The 16,552-nt window shown below is 72.9% G+C and carries 14 protein-coding genes, 1 pseudogene and 1 riboswitch; of the genes and pseudogenes, 3 read left to right on the top strand and 12 right to left on the bottom strand.

Features of this window, described 5'->3' with window-relative positions; translation table 11 throughout:
* The 6 genes from GUI43_RS23410 to rpe form a co-directional block, all read right to left on the bottom strand.
* Window positions 1-1,266: a bifunctional 3,4-dihydroxy-2-butanone-4-phosphate synthase/GTP cyclohydrolase II gene (locus GUI43_RS23410; protein ID WP_112584600.1), complete on the bottom strand. Its 1,266-nt coding sequence runs from the start codon at window positions 1,264-1,266 to the stop codon at window positions 1-3.
* A complete protein-coding gene (pnuC, locus tag GUI43_RS23405) occupies window positions 1,263-1,952 on the bottom strand; it encodes a nicotinamide riboside transporter PnuC (protein ID WP_112584599.1) in 690 nt (229 codons plus the stop codon). The genes GUI43_RS23410 and pnuC overlap by 4 nt, the downstream gene beginning before the upstream one ends.
* On the bottom strand, window positions 1,952-2,596 hold the full coding sequence (locus tag GUI43_RS23400; protein WP_112584598.1) for a riboflavin synthase: 645 nt from the start codon (window positions 2,594-2,596) through the stop codon (window positions 1,952-1,954). The genes pnuC and GUI43_RS23400 overlap by 1 nt, the downstream gene beginning before the upstream one ends.
* Before the next feature lies 1 nt (window position 2,597).
* Window positions 2,598-3,659 (bottom strand): bifunctional diaminohydroxyphosphoribosylaminopyrimidine deaminase/5-amino-6-(5-phosphoribosylamino)uracil reductase RibD, encoded by a 1,062-nt coding sequence (ribD, locus tag GUI43_RS23395; protein WP_112699794.1) that lies wholly within the window; start codon window positions 3,657-3,659, stop codon window positions 2,598-2,600.
* 167 nt (window positions 3,660-3,826) lie between these two features.
* Window positions 3,827-3,997: riboswitch (FMN riboswitch) on the bottom strand.
* Window positions 3,998-4,075: 78 nt separating this feature from the next.
* Window positions 4,076-5,032 (bottom strand): response regulator, encoded by a 957-nt coding sequence (locus GUI43_RS23390; protein WP_112584596.1) that lies wholly within the window; start codon window positions 5,030-5,032, stop codon window positions 4,076-4,078.
* A gap of 1 nt (window position 5,033) precedes the next feature.
* Window positions 5,034-5,714 carry a ribulose-phosphate 3-epimerase gene (gene rpe, locus GUI43_RS23385; RefSeq protein ID WP_112584595.1) on the bottom strand — a complete coding sequence of 227 codons (681 nt, stop codon included), beginning with the start codon at window positions 5,712-5,714 and terminating at the stop codon, window positions 5,034-5,036.
* 254 nt (window positions 5,715-5,968) lie between these two features.
* Here rpe and GUI43_RS23380 point away from each other — a divergent pair, with 254 nt between their 5' ends.
* Both GUI43_RS23380 and GUI43_RS23375 read left to right on the top strand, forming a co-directional pair.
* On the top strand, window positions 5,969-6,859 hold the full coding sequence (locus GUI43_RS23380) for a septum formation family protein (protein ID WP_112584594.1): 891 nt from the start codon (window positions 5,969-5,971) through the stop codon (window positions 6,857-6,859).
* A gap of 82 nt (window positions 6,860-6,941) precedes the next feature.
* The gene (locus GUI43_RS23375) at window positions 6,942-7,832 is read left to right on the top strand and encodes a septum formation family protein (protein WP_112584635.1); all 891 of its coding nucleotides are present in this window, start codon (window positions 6,942-6,944) and stop codon (window positions 7,830-7,832) included.
* 55 nt (window positions 7,833-7,887) lie between these two features.
* Here the strand turns inward: GUI43_RS23375 and GUI43_RS23370 are convergent, their stop codons facing one another.
* From GUI43_RS23370 to GUI43_RS23355, 4 genes are all read right to left on the bottom strand, one after another.
* A complete protein-coding gene (locus GUI43_RS23370; RefSeq protein WP_112584593.1) occupies window positions 7,888-9,366 on the bottom strand; it encodes an RsmB/NOP family class I SAM-dependent RNA methyltransferase in 1,479 nt (492 codons plus the stop codon).
* Window positions 9,321-10,247, bottom strand: a complete 927-nt coding sequence (gene fmt / locus GUI43_RS23365; protein WP_112584592.1) for a methionyl-tRNA formyltransferase — start codon at window positions 10,245-10,247, stop codon at window positions 9,321-9,323. Before fmt ends, GUI43_RS23370 begins: the two co-directional genes overlap by 46 nt.
* A 5-nt stretch (window positions 10,248-10,252) precedes the next feature.
* Complete coding sequence (gene def, locus GUI43_RS23360; protein ID WP_112584591.1) at window positions 10,253-10,810, bottom strand: peptide deformylase; 558 nt, start codon at window positions 10,808-10,810, stop codon at window positions 10,253-10,255.
* Window positions 10,811-10,895: 85 nt separating this feature from the next.
* On the bottom strand, window positions 10,896-13,379 hold the full coding sequence (locus GUI43_RS23355) for an ATP-binding protein (protein WP_112604925.1): 2,484 nt from the start codon (window positions 13,377-13,379) through the stop codon (window positions 10,896-10,898).
* Between the two features lie 239 nt (window positions 13,380-13,618).
* Between GUI43_RS23355 and GUI43_RS23350 the strand changes: the two genes are divergently transcribed.
* Window positions 13,619-14,899: a chymotrypsin family serine protease gene (locus GUI43_RS23350; protein ID WP_112604928.1), complete on the top strand. Its 1,281-nt coding sequence runs from the start codon at window positions 13,619-13,621 to the stop codon at window positions 14,897-14,899.
* An 80-nt stretch (window positions 14,900-14,979) separates the two neighbouring features.
* Here GUI43_RS23350 and GUI43_RS23345 read toward each other — a convergent pair whose 3' ends face one another.
* Both GUI43_RS23345 and GUI43_RS23340 read right to left on the bottom strand, forming a co-directional pair.
* Window positions 14,980-15,963, bottom strand: a complete 984-nt coding sequence (locus GUI43_RS23345) for an AAA family ATPase (RefSeq protein ID WP_112584588.1) — start codon at window positions 15,961-15,963, stop codon at window positions 14,980-14,982.
* A gap of 261 nt (window positions 15,964-16,224) precedes the next feature.
* Window positions 16,225-16,482, bottom strand: a pseudogene (locus tag GUI43_RS23340) (primosome assembly protein PriA); the annotation flags it as partial.
* Between the last annotated feature and the right edge of the window lie 70 nt (window positions 16,483-16,552).

The following is a 16,552-nucleotide window of genomic DNA, read 5'->3' as shown; positions in this document are numbered from 1 at the left end:
TCATGCTCCGATCTCGTCGTTGGCGACCGGACGCCCCAGTGGCGCCTCGGACACCTCGTCCAACTCGTCCAGCAGGTGACCCATCCGGTCCCGCTTGGTGCGCAGGTAGCGCATGTTCTCCGGGTGCGCCCCGACCGGCAGCCCCTCGCGGCCGGTGATGGTCAACCCGTACCCCTCCAGCCCGGCCCGCTTGGCCGGGTTGTTGGTCAGCAGCCGCATCGACCGCACGCCCAGGTCGTAGAGGATCTGCGCGCCGGTGCCGTAGTCGCGGGCGTCGGCCGGCAGGCCCAGGTCGAGGTTGGCGTCGACGGTGTCGCGGCCCAGGTCCTGCAACTGGTACGCCTGCAGCTTGTGCAGCAACCCGATGCCGCGCCCCTCGTGCCCACGGACGTAGAGCACCACGCCCCGGCCCTCCTGCCCGACCCGAGCCAGTGCGGCGTCCAGCTGCGGCCCACAGTCGCAGCGCAGCGAGCCGAACACGTCCCCGGTCAGACACTCGGAGTGCACCCGGACCAGCACGTCCTGGCCGTCACCGATGTCACCCAGCACCATCGCGACGTGCTCAGCCGGGTCGTGCTCGGCGCGGTAGCCGAGCGCCCGGAACACCCCGTGCTTCGTTGGCATCCGGGCGTCGGCGACCAGCTCGACCTGCTTCTCGGTACGCCGCCGGTAGGCGATCAGGTCGGCGATGGTGACCAGCGTGAGGCCGTGCTCGGCGGAGAACTTCTCCAGGTCCGGCAGGCGCATCATGGTGCCGTCGTCGTTGACCAGCTCGCAGAGCACGCCGGCCGGACGCAGCCCGGCCAGCCGGGTCAGGTCGATCCCCGCCTCGGTGTGCCCCGGTCGGCGCAGCACCCCGCCCTCGCGAGCGCGCAGCGGCACCACGTGCCCGGGGCGGGCCAGGTCGGTCGGATCGGTCGCCGCGCCGGCGAGCAGCCGGCTGGTGTGCGCGCGGTCGGCCGCCGAGATACCGGTGCTGACCCCCTCGCGGGCGTCCACTGTCACCGTGTACGCGGTGCCGCGCCGGTCCTGGTTGGTGTGGTGCATCGGCGGCAGGTCGAGCCGGTCGGCTTCGCTCTCGGTCAGCGCCACGCAGACGTAGCCGGAGGTGTAGCGGACCATGAACGCCATCAGCTCCGGCGTGGCCAACTCGGCCGCGAAGATCAGGTCGCCCTCGTTCTCCCGGTCCGCGTCGTCGACCACGACGACCGGCCGGCCGGCCGCGATGTCCGCGATCGCCTGCTCGATATCCCCAAAGCTGGTCATGCGACAGCCTCCGTGTAGATGGGCGTACGGACGGTCGCCGGTCGGGCGGCGCGGGAGGTGCGCCACCAGGCGGCGAAGCCCCAGACGCAGAGGGCGCCGTAGATCAGGTACATGACGGCCGACGGGTAGAACCCGCCGCGCAGCAGCAGCGGCACGCCGACCGCGTCCACGGCGATCCAGAGCAGCCAGAACTCCACCCAGCCGCGGGCCATGCCGTACGTGGCCAGCAGGCTGCCGGTGAGGATCCAGGCGTCGGGCAGCGGGCCCCAGGAGCCGAGGGCCTTGAGCAGCGGGTACGCCGCGGCGGTGCCGATCACGGCGGCCACCAGCAGCATCAGTCGCTCCCGTCCGGTGGCCCAGCGTGGCACGACCGCGGCCTGCCCGGCGTCGGCGCGACGGTTGCGCTGCCAGCGCCACCAGCCGTAGACGCTGACCGCGAAGAAGAACACCTGCCGGCCGGCCTGCCCGTACAGGTCGTGCTCCTGCGGGGTGGCGAACACCCCGCCGAGGAAGACGGTGAGGAGCAGCGCGTTACCGATCATGCCGACCGGCCACGCCCAGACCAGCCGACGCAACCCGAGCAGCGCCGAGACCAGCCCGAACGCGTTGCCGACGATCTCCCTGGCCAGCACCGGCGAGCCGGCGACGTGCACCTGGGCGTCCAGCAGCCAGCTGAGCGGGCCCATCAGGCCACCCCGCCCGGGTGCGCGGTCGCCCCGCTGGCGTCGGCGTCGGTGAGCCGGTCGCCGAGCAGCCGCTCCACGTACTTGGCCAGCACGTCGACCTCCAGGTTGACCGGGTCGCCGACGCCCTTCGCGCCGAGCGTGGTCAGCTTGAGCGTGGTCGGGATCAGCCCGACGGCGAACTCGTCCGCGCCGACGGCGGCCACTGTCAACGAGACACCGTCGATGGTGATCGAGCCCTTCTCCACCACGTACCGGGACAGGGCGGCGGGCAGTCGGAACCGGACGGTCTCCCACTGCTCGGCCGGCTCCCGGGAGATCAGTTCACCGACGCCGTCGACGTGGCCCTGCACCAGGTGCCCGCCGAGCCGGCTACCGAGCGCGGCGGCCCGCTCCAGGTTGACCGGGTCGCCGGGGCGCAGCGCGCCCAGCGCGGAGCGGCGCAGCGTCTCCCCCATCACGTCGGCGGTGAAGACACCGTCGGCCACCTCCACGACGGTCAGGCAGACACCGTTGACGGCGATCGAGTCGCCGTGTCGGGCGTCGGACGTGACCAGTGGGCCACGTACGCCCAGCAGCGCCGAATCGCCTGCCGTCGGCGCCACCTGGACGATCTCGCCCAATTCCTCGATAATGCCGGTGAACATCTCAGCCCTCCCTTTTGCGGGGCAAAGCGGTGATCCGGAGATCCGGACCGATCTGCGTAACGTCGACGAACTCCAGATCGATGGCCTCGGCGATGGTGGTCACTCCCGCGTCGACCAGAGCGGTCGGGCCGGCGCCGAGCAACCGCGGCGCGACATACCCGACGATCTTGTCCACCAGGCCGGCCTCCAGGAACGCGCCGGCCAGCCGGGGGCCGCCCTCCAGCAGCACCGCGCGGATCCCGCGCTGGTGCAGCGCCGCGAGCAGCGCCGACAGGTCGACCCGGCCGTCCGGGTCGGCGCCGACCTCGTCGGCGGTTGCGATCCACGTCCGTGCGGCGCCGTCGCGAACCCGGGCGTCAGCCGGGGTACGCCCCGAGCTGTCCACCACCACCCGCAGCGGCTGCCGGATGGCCAGGCTGCCGTCGCGCAGGTTGCGGGCGGTCAACCGGGGGTCGTCTGCGAGCACGGTGCCCACCCCGGCGATGACCGCGTCGACAGTGCCGCGCAGCGCGTGCACGTCGATCCGGGCCGCCTCCGAGGTGATCCACATGCTGGTGCCGTCCGCCGCGGCGGAGCGCCCGTCGAGCGTGGCGGCGTACTTCCAGATCACGTACGGCCAGCCCCGGCGCATCGAGGTCAACCACGCGACGTTGCCGGCCTCGGCCTCCTCACCGCGTACCCCCAGGTCGACCCGGACCCCGGCGGAGCGCAAGGTGGCGGCGCCCCCGGAGGCGACCGGGTTCGGGTCGGGCACGGCGATGACCACCCGGCCCACCCCGGCCTGGACGAGCGCGGAACTACAGGGGCCGGTGCGGCCGGTGTGGTCACAGGGTTCCAGAGTGACGACAGCGGTGCCGCCCTTGGCCCGCCGCCCGGCCTGCGCCAGGGCGACGATCTCGGCGTGCGGCCCCCCGGCGTACGCGTGGAAGCCCTCGCCCACGACCTCGCCGTCGGAGTCGAGGAGCACGCACCCGACCACGGGGTTGGGGCTGGTGGTGCCGAGCCCGCGCGCTGCCAACTCGATCGCACGCCGCATCGCCTCATCAACGGAGACGCTGGCCATCGCCCTGCCCCTGCCCTCTCACTCGCCGGTCCGCGCGCGGGCGGTCAGGGAGGCGGTGGCCATGGGGCCACGGGCAGGCGGTGGCGGATTCCGGGAACGGCACAGCCGCCCCGGGAGGGTCGGCACGGCACGCTGAAGCCAGCGGCCGGCTCGGACCCGTCCGTCCCGCGCGCTGTCTCCCATCCGGACTGTCTGGGCGCGGACGAACCGCCCCCAACCGTCGGCCCCGGATTTTCACCAGGTCCACCGGACGGCAGAGCCGTCCGGGTCGCGGGCTGACCACGGTTGGACCGTGGATCACCGCCGGTTCGGAATTTCACCGAGTCCCGCCAGCGCGTGGTGGGTACACGGGAAGTCTTACACGCCGATCCGGCTCCGCCGCCACCTAGGCGAGCTACTTCACAGCGGTATCACGCTCAGGTGACGCCGCGACGCCGGTCCACCGCCACGTACGAGCCCGGTTGACTCTTGGCCACCGTCTTCATCTCCGAGGCCACCGCGATCGCTTCGAGCGGGTCGGTGAACCGCTTGCCGGCGTCGGAGAGGGACACCCCGATGGAGAGCGTGACCAGGGCCGCCCGCCGGATGTTGCCGCGTCGATCCTTCAACTCGACGAAGCCGCGCTCCCGGTCGGTCTGGTCGTAGAGCGTGTCGGCGGCGTTCTCGAAGTCGACGACCGCCCGGGACGTCAGTGGGCGCACCTGGTCCGGGGCGCAGACGATGACGAAGTCGTCGCCGCCGACGTGGCCGAGGAAGGCCGGTGGCAGCCCGACGCCCACCACCGCCCGGTGCAGGCTGCGGGCGAGCGCGGAGATGAAGTCGTCGCCGCGCACGAAGCCGTACCGGTCGTTGACGCTCTTGAACCGGTCGATGTCGACGTAGCCGACGGCGTAGTCCACGCCGTTTCGGACCCGATCGCTGATCTCCCGGCGGATCCGGCTGTTACCGGGCAGCCCGGTCAGCGGGGAGACCTCCCGGAACTCCTTGTTGCGGCGCAGCGTGGACGAGACCCGGGCCACCAGCTCGGCGGTGTCGAACGGCTTGACCAGGTAGTCGTCCGCGCCGGCGCTGAGCCCGTGCACCTTGTCGACGGTCATCCCCTTGGCGGTCAACATGATCACCGGAAGGGCGGACGTCATCGGGTCGGCGCGCAACCGGCGGGTCAGCTCCAGCCCGTCGATCCGGGGCATCATGAGGTCGACCACCGCCAGGTCCGGCCGCTGGCGCTCGATGATCTCCAGTGCCTCCTGGCCGTCGCTGGCGTGGACCACCTCGAAGCCGTGCAGCCGCAGGTTGAACTCGACGAACCGGGCGATGTCCTCGTCGTCGTCCACGACGAGAATGATGTCCTTGCGGTCGGCCTCGGGCTCCACCTCAGGCCCCGGGCGCCGCGCGTTCCGCCAGTGCCCGCAGGTGCCGAACCGCCTCCGCCGGGTCGGAGGCCCCGTACACGGCGGTGCCGGCCACGAACGCGTCGGCGCCGGCCGCGGCCGCCTGCTCGATGGTGTCGGCGGCGATCCCGCCGTCCACCTCGATGCGCAGCTCCAGGTGCCCCGCCGACACGTGCCGCCGGGCCGTCCGCACCTTCTCCAGCAGCTGCGGAATGAACCGCTGCCCACCGAAGCCCGCCTTGATCGTCATGATCAGCAGGGTGTCGAAGCTGGGCAGCAGGTCCAGATAGGGCTCGATCGGGGTGTCCCGGTCGATGGCCAGGCCCGCCTTCGCACCGGCCGAACGCAGGTCCTTGGCCAGCGCCACCGGGTCGTCGGACGCCTCGGCGTGGAAGGTGACGTTGTACGCCCCGGCATCGGCGTACCCGGGGGCCCACCGGCGCGGGTCCTCGATCATCAGGTGCACGTCGAAGGGCATCGCAGTGACAGCCCGCAGGCTCTGCACCACGGGCAGCCCAATGGTCAGGTTCGGCACGAAGTGGTTGTCCATCACGTCGACGTGCAACCAGTCCGCGGCGTCCTCGACGGCACGGACCTCTTCGGCGAGGCGGGCGAAATCGGCGGCCAGGATGCTCGGCGCGACGATCGGCGGCGGTACGGTCACGGGGCCAGTGTACGAACGTGGCCACCCGCCACCCGCATCGCGGCACCTCTGGGGACACGCTGTGATCCAGCAGTGACCATTGGTGCAGAATTGGACGCTCCGGACCCCTGAATCCGGACGAACAGACATCAGCCACTGGCCGATCGACGGAAACGCGACGACACTCCAACCGGGACGGTGCCGTAGGCTGCACGCCCGCCGGGGTCTCGCCGCGGGGCGCGGCGACCGGCCGCCAGCTCCCGGGAGGGCGGACGATGCGACGGTGGCTTCCAGCGCTGGTGCTGGCCAGCGTCACGACGATGCTGCTGGCCGGCTGCACGCCGGCGCGGGGCGCGGACGGTGATCTCACCGACGACTGGCCGACGCTGCGGGTTCCGAAGCCGTTCACCCCCGCCACCGACACCTGCCTGCCACGGATCGCCACGGTCGTGCAGGCCAGCACGTACGAGACGGTGGACTGCGCGCGCAACCACCTGGCCGAGGCCATCCACGTCGGCACCTTCGTCGGGCCCGACGCGCTGACCGAGGCCCGACCGGCACCCGGATCGTCGGCGCTGCGCACGGCTCGCGCCGAGTGCGACCAGCGGGCCCGGGAGGTGCTCGGCGGCGACTGGCACACGGCCCGACTCGCGCTGTCCCTCGCGTTGCCGTCCGCGCCCGCCTGGGCCGGCGGCGCCCGCTGGTTCCGCTGCGACCTCAGCGAGACCGGCAGCATCGACAACACCCGCCCGGTGAACCGCACCGGCAGCCTGCGCGGCGCGTTGATCGGCGACACGCCCCTGACGCACCGCTGCTTCGACCCCAAACTGATCGGCGACAACCTCAACTACATGGCGCCGGTGCTCTGCACCGAGCCGCACCGCGCCGAGTTCGTGGGCGTCTACGAGGAGCGGGACATGAGCTGGGCGGAGTTCGCCAAGTCCGCCGAGCAGGCGCACCGGCGCTGCATGGCGCTGATCGCCAAGTTCGCGGCGGTACCCAACAACAGCGAGCTGCCGTACCGGGCCGGGTCCATCTACTACCCACCGTCGCAGCGGGAGTGGGAGGAGGGCGACCGTGGAGTGCGCTGCTTCCTGTGGAGCGACGACCGCAAACTCACCCGCTCGATGCGCGGCGCCGGTCCCGAGGGACTGCCCGCGATCTGAGCATCGTTGCCGTATGCTGCTGCGCCGTGGCGCTATCGACCGGCTGGGTCCGGTCGGGGGCCAGCAGCGGCGGGAGGTCGGGATGCGACGGTGGCTGGCGGCGTTCGCCGGAGGTGGGGCGCTGGCCCTGGCACTGGCCGGGTGCGGCGCACCCGCCGGAATCGACAGTGACCTCATCGACGACTGGCCGGCGCCCGTCGCGGCGCAGCAGTTCGTCCCCGCCGCCGACGTCTGCCACCAGAGCTCCCAGCAGGTCGGCTTCCTGACCGGCTACAACCCGACGGCGTGCACCGAGGCGCACCGGGTGGAGACCATGCACGTCGGCACCCTCACCGGCCCGGGCGCCGGCGGCGGCACGCCCCCGCAGCCCGGCTCGGCCGGCATGCGGGCCGCGCAGACCGGGTGCGACACGGCGGTCAACAAGGCGGTGGGGGCCGACTGGCGTTCCGGGCGGCTCGGCCTGACCGTCGTGCTGCCCTCGCCGCAGGCCTGGTCGGGCGGAGCCCGCTGGTACCGCTGCGACGTCACCGAGATCGCCAGCATCGACGACACAGCTGTCGACCTGCGCACCGGCAGCCTCCGGGGCGCGCTGTCCGGAGCGGCCCCACTGGCGTACCGCTGCTTCAACCCGAAGATGGTCAAGGACGACATCGACGAGATGGTCCCGGTCTCCTGCACCGCCAAGCACCACGCCGAGTTCGTCGGCGTCTGGCAGGCGCCGGACACCAGCTACGCCGAGTTCACCCGCAGCACCAAGCGGACCCACCGGGCCTGCCAGACGATGATCGCCAAGTACGCCAAGGTCCCGGACAACTCCCAGCTCGACTTCCGCGCCGGCACGATCTACTACCAGCCGTACGAGGAGGAGTGGCGCAACGGGAACCGGGGCGTGCAGTGCTTCCTCTGGATCTCCGACCGGAACCTGACCCGCTCGATGAAGAACGCCGGCACCAAGGGCCTCCCGGTCACCTGAGCGTGAGCGCACGACGTCCGGCCGGTCGGTCGACCGGCCGGACGTGTGGAGCGGATCAGCCTCGGCGCAGGACGGCGAGGAACATCGCGTCGGTGCCGTGGCGGTGTGGCCAGAGCTGCACTGTCGGCCCGTCACCGAGACCGGGCATGCCGGCCGGCAGCAGCGGGCGGGCGTCCACGAAGTCCACCGCGACCCCGCTACGGCGGGCCGCCTCGGTCACCGTCACGTGCGTCTCGACGGTGTGCGGCGAACAGGTGACATAGGCGACCAGGCCACCCGGGCGGACCGCCCGCAGCGCCGCGCCGAGCAGTTCCCGTTGCAGCCGGGTCAGCGGCGGCAGGTCCGACGGTTGGCGACGCCAGCGCGACTCCGGCCGACGACGCAGCGACCCCAGCCCGGTACACGGTGCGTCGACCAGCACCCGGTCGAAGTGTTGCTCCGGCAGTTTCGGGTCGCCGCCGACCTCACGGCCGTCCATGGTCAGCACGGTCACCGGCAGGTCCCGGGTCGCCAGGGAGACCAGCCGGGCACGGTGCTCGGCCACCTCCACCGCTGTCACCCGGGCACCCCGCTGCGCGGCCAGCGCGCCGAGCAACCCGGCCTTGCCACCCGGGCCGGCGCACAGGTCCAGCCAACGCCCGTCCGGGCCGTCCAACGGCGCGTCGGCGAGCGCGGTGGCCACCAACTGGGAGCCCTCGTCCTGGACGTGGGCCCGGCCGTCGACGACCGCAGGGATGTCGCCCGGCGACCCGCCGGGGAGATAGACGGCGTACGGCGAGAATGCACCGGGCGCACCGCCGACCTGGTCGGCCAGCTCGACCGGGTCAATCAGGCCGGGCCGGGCGCACAGGTGCACCGGAGGGCGCTCATTGTCCTCGATGAGGAGGCGCTCCGTCTCACCCAGATCACCGCCGAGCGCCTCGGAGAAGGCCCGCACGATCCACTGCGGGTGGCTGTACGCCAACGCGAGGTGCCCGACCGGGTCCGTCTCCATCGGTGGGGCGAGCTTCGCCACCCAGGCGTCCGCGTCACGGCTGGACACCTCGCGCAGCACCGCGTTGGCGAAGCCGGTAGCGCCCGGTGCGACCGAACGGACCAGGTCCACAGTCGACGAGACCGCGGCGTGCGCCGGCACCCGGGTGTGCAGCAGTTGGTACGCCCCGAGCCGCAGCGCGTCGCGTACCGGCGGGTCGATCCGGGCCACGTCCCGGCCGGCCGCGTCGGTCAGGATCGCGTCCAACGTGCCCAGGTGGCGCAGGGTGCCGTAGGTCAGCTCGGTGGCGAAGGCCGCGTCCCGACCGAACAGCCCCTCCTCCCGCAGAATGATGGGCAGCACCAGGTTGGCGAACGCGTCGTCGCGGTGCACCGCCGCCACCGCCTCGTACGCGGCGCGGCGCGGCCGGTCCAGCGGTGGTCGGACCGGGCGACGATCCCCGCCACGGCCGGTCGACGGGCCGGAGCGCGTCGGTCGGGTTCCCTCCGGTGCCGTCACGCGAAGTCCTCTCCTGTGCCGACCCGGACGCCGCGCGCCCAGTCGGTCGCGTCCATCGCCCGCTTGCCCGCGGCGCGGACCTCGCCGAGACGTACCGGCACGGTCGCCGTGCCGGCCAGCACCCGGGACTTCTCCACCAGCAACTCCCCCGGCTTCAGCTCGGGGCCGTCGGGCACCGGGACGACCGGGCCGAGCTTCACCCGCTCGTCGCGGAACGTGGTCCAGCCGCCCGGCGCGGGCGTGCAGGCCCGGATCCGCCGGTCCACGGCGAAGGCCGGGTCACCCCAGCGCACCCGCGCGTCGTCCACTGTCAGTTTCGGCGCCAGCGACACCCCGTCGGCCGGCTGCGGCTCGGCGCGGGCGGTGCCGTCGGCGATCGCGTCGAGCACCGCCACCAGCAGCCCCGCGCCGGAATCGGCGAGCCGCCCCAGCAGGTCGCCGGAGGTGTCGGTGGGGCGGATCTCGTCGGTCAGCGTGCCGTAGACCGGGCCGGTGTCCAGGCCCTCCTCCAGTTGGAAGACGCTGGCCCCGGTCAGCTCGTCGCCGTGCAGCACGGCGTGCTGCACGGGCGCGGCGCCACGCCACGCGGGCAGCAGGGAGAAGTGCAGGTTGATCCAGCCGTGCCGGGGGATCTCCAGGGCCGCCGGCGGCACCAGCGCGCCGTAGGCGACCACCGGCACGCAGGCCGGCTCCAGCTCGCGTAGCCGGTCGAGGAACTCCGGCTCGCGGGGGCGGGCGGGCGTGAGCACCTCGACGCCGTGCTCGTCTGCCCACGCCCCGACCGGCGACCGGGCCAGGCCACGCCCACGCCCGGCGGGCGCGTCGGGCCGGGTGACCACGGCCACCAGCTCGTGTCGGGAGGCGGCGACGGCGGCCAGGGCGGGAACGGCGACGGCCGGCGTACCGGCGAAGATCACGCGCATCCGGGTCAGCGCCCCAGACCGAAGGGGTCGCTGATGTGCGGGCTGAGCTTGACAGTGGGCGGGGCCGACGCGTCGTACCACTCGGCCTGGCGGATCGCCTTCATGGCTTCCTTGCGCCCCTCCGGGTCGAGCCGGTCCAGGAAGAGCACCCCGTCGAGGTGGTCGGTCTCGTGCTGCACACAGCGCGCCATCAGGCCGGTGCCGACGATCTGCATCGGGTCGCCGAACGAGCTGAAGCCCTTGGCGACGACGTTCTGCCGACGCTTGGTGTCGAAGTAGAGCCCGGGGATCGACAGGCAGCCCTCCGGGCCGTCCTGCTCCTCCTCGTCGGGGAACTCCAGCACCGGGTTGATCAGGTGCCCGAGGACGTCGTCGACGTCGAAGGTGAACACCCGCAGGCTCACACCGAGCTGCGGCGCGGCCAGGCCGGCGCCGTTCTGCTCACGCATCGTGTCGGTGAGGTCGGCGACGAGCCGACGTAGCTCGGCGTCGAAGTCGACCACCGGATCGGCCGGCGTGCGCAGCACCGGATCCCCAAACAGACGGATGGGCTGGACGGTCACGCGGGACGGCTCCTTCTTTGGATGGACGAGCGGTGCCGTACCAGTCTACGGAGTGCCCGGCCGGGCGTCGGGCGGCGCACCTCGCTCAACCACCGCCGGTGTGCCCAGCGTCACCGGCCGGCTCCCCGGCCAACAGCTCCCGCACCCGCTCGGCGTCCGGGTGACCGAGATCGTCGAGGATGCCCAGGGCCCGCCGCAAGGTACGCGCGGCGCCGGCCGCGTCCCCCACCGCCTGCCGGCTCTCGCCGAGCCGGGAGAGGGTGTCCGCCTCGTCGTAGCGGTCGCTGACCCGCCGGTACAGCCCGATGGCCCGCTGGAAACAGCGGATCGCGGCCCGGTGGTCAGCGAGGCGGGCGTGGATGAAGCCGAGGCTGTCCCAGGTGTTCGCCTCGCCGTGCCGGTCGCCTGTCGTCCGCAGCAGCGCCAACGCCTCCCGGCAGTGCCCGAGCGCCGGCTCGTACCGGCCGAGCTGGGCGTACGCCCATCCCACCGCGTTGCGGGCGCTGGCCTCCCCGGCGACGTGCCCGGCGGCCCGGTACAGCGCCAGGGCCCGCTCGCTCTGCTCCAGGGACTCGGCGTGCCGGCCGAGCCCGTCGAGCATCGCGCCGAACGCCCGGTGGGTGCGCGCCTGCCCGGTGTGGTCAGCCAACTCCGCGAAGATCACCAGGGCCTGCCGGTAGTTCCTCGCCGCCTCGTTCACCCGACCCAGCCGGGACAGCACCCGGGCGAGGTCGCGGTGGGCGTTCGCCTGCCCGGGTCGGTCGCCGGCCCGCTGCGCCCCGGCCAGGGCGTTCCGCTGGGCCACGGCCAGGTCCGGCCACCGCCCCCGGCGTTGCAGGAAGTCCACCAGTGTCCAGGCCAGCTGCCACGCATGGCCGTCGAACCCGGCCCGCCTCGCGTGGGCGACCGCCGCCAGCAGCACCGGATACTCGGCGCTGAACCAGGCGAGCGCCTGACCGAGGTCGGTGATCTCCTCGGGCAGCACACCCGGCGCGGCGGCGGTGAGGGTGACCGGGTCCCGACCCGGTTGCAGCAGCAGCGCCGCCGCGTGGGCGGTGTGCAGGTAGTGGTCCAGCCCACGCCGGATCGCGGCCCGCCGGGCCTGCTCCGGTTCGAGACGTTCGACCTGCTCGGCCGCGTACGCCCGGAGCAGGTCGTGCGCGCCGAACCGGCCGGGGGCGTGCTCGGTGACGAGGTGCGCGTGGGCCAGCTCGGTCAGCAGTCGGGGCACCTGGGCCCGGGGCAGCCCGGCCAGACTGGCCGCCGCGGCGAACCCGATGTCCGGTCCGGGATGGCAGCCGAAGAGCCGGAACAGGCGGGCCGCCGCCGGGGTCAGGCTCCGGTACGACCAGGAGAAGACGGCCTGCACGTCGGTGCCGGCGTCCCCTCCGTCGAACGAGTCGAGTGGTCGCGGCGCCGCCCGCAGTTCGGCCGCGAGGGTGGCCAGCGGGAACGTCGGCTTCTCCGCACCTCTCGCGGCGAGCACGGCCAGCGCCAGCGGCAGCCGTGCACACCGCTCGATGATCTCGTCCACCGCCTGCGGCTCGGCCGCCAACCGGTCCGTGCCGAGCCGCCGGGCCAACAGTTGCCAGGCTTCGGCGGTGCTGAGCAGGTCGACGCCGATCGGCCGGGCACCTTCGGCGGCGATCAGCCCGGCGAGCCGGTTGCGGCTGGTTACCAAAACCAGGCAGTTCGGGCTGCCGACCAGCAGGGGGCGGATCTGGTCGGCGTCGCGGGCGTTGTCCAGCAGCACCAGCATCCGGCGACCGGCGAGCAGGCTGCGGTAGAGGCCCACCTGCGCGGGCAGGTGAGTGGGGATGCGTTCGGGCGGTACCTCGAGGGCCTCCAGGAAGCCTCGGACCGCCTCGACGGCCGTCACCACCGTTCCGGTGGCGTCGAACCCGCGCAGGTCGACGTAGAGCTGGCCGTCCGGGAAGCGATCGGCGACCCGGTGCGCGAAGGTGACCGCCAGGGTCGTCTTGCCGACCCCGGCCGTACCGGACAGGGTCATGACGGTGACCGACGCCATGCCGTCGTTCTCGGGCGCCATGGCGCGAGCGCATTCGGCATCGAGCTGGGCGAGTTGGGTCGCACGCCCGACGAACCCGGGCAGCGCCGGGGGCAGTTGGCGGGGTATCGGGAACCGGGGGGACGTGGTGCCGGCGCGCGGGCCGACGACCCTGGCCCGCGCGACCGCCCGTCCGGTGGTCGCGTGTTCCCGGTTCGGGCGTCGGCGTCGCTCCTCGACCCGGTCCCGCGCGGTGGCCAGCACCCCCTGCTCGACGGGGGTGGCCCCGAGCAGCCGGATGAGAGCGTCGAACCGCTCTGGCGGCGGCAGAATGTTGCCGGCGAAGTACTCCCCGATGATCCCGCGTGACCAGCCGGTCTTCGCGGCCAACTGCCGGTACGTCAGCAGGGTCTCGCCCTGCTGCCGGGCCTCGCGGCGGCGCAACTGGCGCAGCAACCCGGCCAACTCGGGCAGTGTCTGCGCCTCGGCGCCGGCGCGGGCCAGCTCGGCTGACCCATGTGACGTCTGATGAGTGCCGGAAGGTATCCACTGCTCGGACATGCGACCCCCACCCCGGTCATCCGGCCCCCCGGATGCGCACGGGCAGGGTAATTCCGGCCCCACGCCATTCGATAGACGGCTGCCAATGTATGACAGTTCCACTGCGGACCGTCTCCCCGTCCAGCGGTGTCCAGCGGTGTCCAGTCCCGTCCAGGATCCGCCCCGTGGCGTCGATGCCCCTGCCACCGTCCTGGTGCGGGCTCGGCCCGCTCCACGATCCCTGGGGGAAGAGGTACCCGATGATCCGTCCACACCCGACCACCCGGCGTCCCGTGGCGATGCTGCGTCGCGTCGCCGTCGCCGCGATCGGTCTCACGCTGCTCGCCGCGGGCGTGACCGCCACCCCGGCCACCGCCGCACCGGGCGGCAAGGCCGCCACCACCGGATCCTTCGTCGACAGCACACCGGTCCCCGGCGGCTTCGCCTCCTGGTCGGAGCTGCTCCGGTTGCAACAGCGCATGAACACCGCCGCCGCCCGGATCACGAACGCGGCACAGCGCAGCGCGAACTCCGGCTTCGCCGGTATCGTCGCCGACCCCACCACCCGCCAGCTCCAGGTCTACTGGAAGGGTGAGCCGCCCGCCAACCTGGTGGCCACCGCCCGGGCCACCGTCGCCACCCAGGTGCTGCCCGCCGCGTACTCACAACGGGAACTCATCGTCGCGGCCGACCGGCTGCGGGCGACAGCCGGCAACAAGATCACCACGGTCGGGCCGCGCGCCGACGGCGCCGGCCTGCTCGTCGGCACCCAGGACGGGCTGCTCGGCGCGACGGCTCTCGCCGGCGTACCGGTGACAGTGCAGACCGGGGTCGCCGCCGCGCCCGCCACCAGATGGGACGACACGGCGCCGTGGTGGGGTGGCGCCGCGTGGCGCAACACCGCCACCGGCGGTGGTTGCTCGACCGGCTTCGGGGTCTTCCAGGGCGGGGTGGCGCGGATGCTCTCCGCCGCGCACTGCGCCAACCTCAACGTCCTCGCGACCGACCCGACCGGGCAGACGATCGGCATCGTCGGCACCCGCAACGCCGGCACCGACACCCTGCTCCTCGCGGGCAGCTCGGGCGGCCGGGTCTTCAACAACAGCACCAATGCCGCCGGCGCGGTGCTCAGTGAGTTCAGCAACCAGGTGATCGGCGCCTCGGCCAGCCAGGTCGGCAACTTCGTGTGCACCTCCGGCGCGTACTCCGGCACCCGGTGCTCGATCCAGGTGAAGGCCCGCAACCTCTGCATCAACGTCCGCGACTTCGGCACTGTCTGCGGTCAGGTACAGGCCGAGAACACCACGCGTACCAACGCCGTCGGTCAGGGTGACAGCGGCGGCCCCGTGGAGATCGTGAACGCGGCGAACAACCTCCAGGTCTGGGCGACCGGCACCAACACCGCCATCGACGACACCAACACCTCGGTGCCCTGCACCGGCTACGTGACCACTAACCGGGTCTGCGCCTGGCGGATGTACTACGAGGACATCTTCTCCGGTATGGCCGGAGTGGGCGCCTCAGGCGTCATCCTCGGCTGAGCCGTCTCGGCGACCGCCGTACGACTCGGTGGCCGGGCCGGCGCGCGTACCCCGCGCGTCGGCCCGGCCTCACGCCGGGTTCAGACGCTGGCGCCCGGGTCGCCCGCGAGCACCGCGTCGCCGCGGAGCAGCGCGGGCTCGGGCAGCGGCAGTTGGATCTTGTGAGCCGCCTCCCAGTCGTAGACCAGGCCGGGGCGCACCTGGGCGGCGAAGTAGTCGATGGCTGTCATCCCACCCACTACCGGCTCGTCGACCTCGGCGACCAACTGGGCGGGGACCAGGGAGAACCCGTTCTGCAGGGCGGCGCTGAGGCGGCGGTGGCCGTCGACGACGAAGAAGTACTCGCCGGTGAACCCGATCTTCAGCGGTTCGAGGGCCTCGTCGCCGGCCTCGGCCACCCCACCGACGAAGTCGGTGTCCCACAGACCGCGCAGGGTGGCGATGTCCTCGGTCGGGTAGACCCGGGCCGGGTCCAGCAGCAGCAGCGGCGGCGCGTCGCGCAGCACCTCGGCGCCGAGCGTGCCCTCGTACGCGGCCACGATGTGCTCGATCACCTCGGTGGCGGATGCCCGGGTGGTGTCACAGATCAGGTCATAGTTGCGCAGCCGGGCCTTGTCCACCCCGTAACGGATGATGAACCGGCTGCGCTCGCTCGCGCTGCGCTCCCGGAGCTTGGCCTTGGCCTCCTCCAGGGAGGCGTAGCTCTCCGCCGGGCCGGAGGGGCGGGCGAGCACCCGGCGGGCCGCCTCACCCGGCTCGGTGATCATGTGCACCTTGAGCGCGTCGGTGAAGAAGTGCCAGGCCAGCCGGGAGTCCATGATGAGGCGCTCACCGGAGGCGGCGATGTCCCGCTGGAGCTGGTCGACGTAGCCGTCGACGGCCTGGTCGAGCTCGGCGTGCAGGTTGAGCTGCAGCGCGGTCATCTGCCGCTGCTGCGCCATCTCCCGGTACAGGTCCCCCACGCTGACCCGGCGCATGCCGAGCCGTTTGGCGATCTCGACCGACACGGTGCTCTTGCCGCTGCCGAGGTCGCCGTTGAAGACGATCGATTGTCCAACGGTCACGACTGGTCCACCCCTGATCACCGGCTCATTGACATCATCGACCTCGCGCCCGACCGACGCGTTCCCGCCATCGTCCGTCGCGCCATCCCGCGACGGCTCCAGCTCGGCGCGGCTGACGCCCCCTCGCGACCTGGAGCCCGTCGTACGCCTTGGCATGACGGGCGATGCTACCACTCGGGCGCCACCACTTTGCCGGACGCGGTGTGCGAGAGCCCCCGGCAGCGGGCGAGGCCCGCGACCGTCGGCACCGGCCGAAACGCCTCAGAACAGGCTCAGCGGATCGACCTGGAGACGAACCGGATCGGCGGCCTTGCGAGCGGCCCGGACGCCGGCGGCCGAGTGCAACGCCTCGGCGAGCGCGGCGGCCCGGGCCCGGGGCACCCGGACCAACATCCGTTCCCGGCCCTCCTCGGCCGGCACCGGCCCGAGCACCTCGGCGTCGTCCGGCAGCCGGGCCGCGGCCAGCAGGTCCGCCACCGCCTCGGCCGCTCCTGTGACGCTCGCCATCCGCACGGCCGGCGACCGGCACCGGCGTCAGCTGACGTTGGGTGATCAGGCCGGCGGTGGCGCGCGCTGTGGCCGCGCAGAG

The sequence above is a fragment of the Micromonospora noduli genome, from assembly GCF_003264365.1.
In the GTDB taxonomy this organism is placed as follows: domain Bacteria; phylum Actinomycetota; class Actinomycetes; order Mycobacteriales; family Micromonosporaceae; genus Micromonospora; species Micromonospora noduli.
This window is presented reverse-complemented; position numbering and strand designations above follow the sequence as displayed.

What these genes read in the sequence shown, in the direction of transcription:
- GUI43_RS23410 (WP_112584600.1), bottom strand. Translation starts at nt 1,266, where the DNA reads ATGACCAGCTTTGGGGATATCGAGCAGGCGATCGCGGACATCGCGGCC.
- GUI43_RS23380 (WP_112584594.1), top strand. Translation starts at nt 5,969, where the DNA reads ATGCGACGGTGGCTTCCAGCGCTGGTGCTGGCCAGCGTCACGACGATG.
- pnuC (WP_112584599.1), bottom strand. Translation starts at nt 1,952, where the DNA reads ATGGGCCCGCTCAGCTGGCTGCTGGACGCCCAGGTGCACGTCGCCGGC.
- ribD (WP_112699794.1), bottom strand. Translation starts at nt 3,659, where the DNA reads ATGGCCAGCGTCTCCGTTGATGAGGCGATGCGGCGTGCGATCGAGTTG.
- fmt (WP_112584592.1), bottom strand. Translation starts at nt 10,247, where the DNA reads ATGCGCGTGATCTTCGCCGGTACGCCGGCCGTCGCCGTTCCCGCCCTG.
- GUI43_RS23350 (WP_112604928.1), top strand. Translation starts at nt 13,619, where the DNA reads ATGATCCGTCCACACCCGACCACCCGGCGTCCCGTGGCGATGCTGCGT.
- GUI43_RS23355 (WP_112604925.1), bottom strand. Translation starts at nt 13,379, where the DNA reads ATGTCCGAGCAGTGGATACCTTCCGGCACTCATCAGACGTCACATGGG.
- GUI43_RS23400 (WP_112584598.1), bottom strand. Translation starts at nt 2,596, where the DNA reads ATGTTCACCGGCATTATCGAGGAATTGGGCGAGATCGTCCAGGTGGCG.
- GUI43_RS23375 (WP_112584635.1), top strand. Translation starts at nt 6,942, where the DNA reads ATGCGACGGTGGCTGGCGGCGTTCGCCGGAGGTGGGGCGCTGGCCCTG.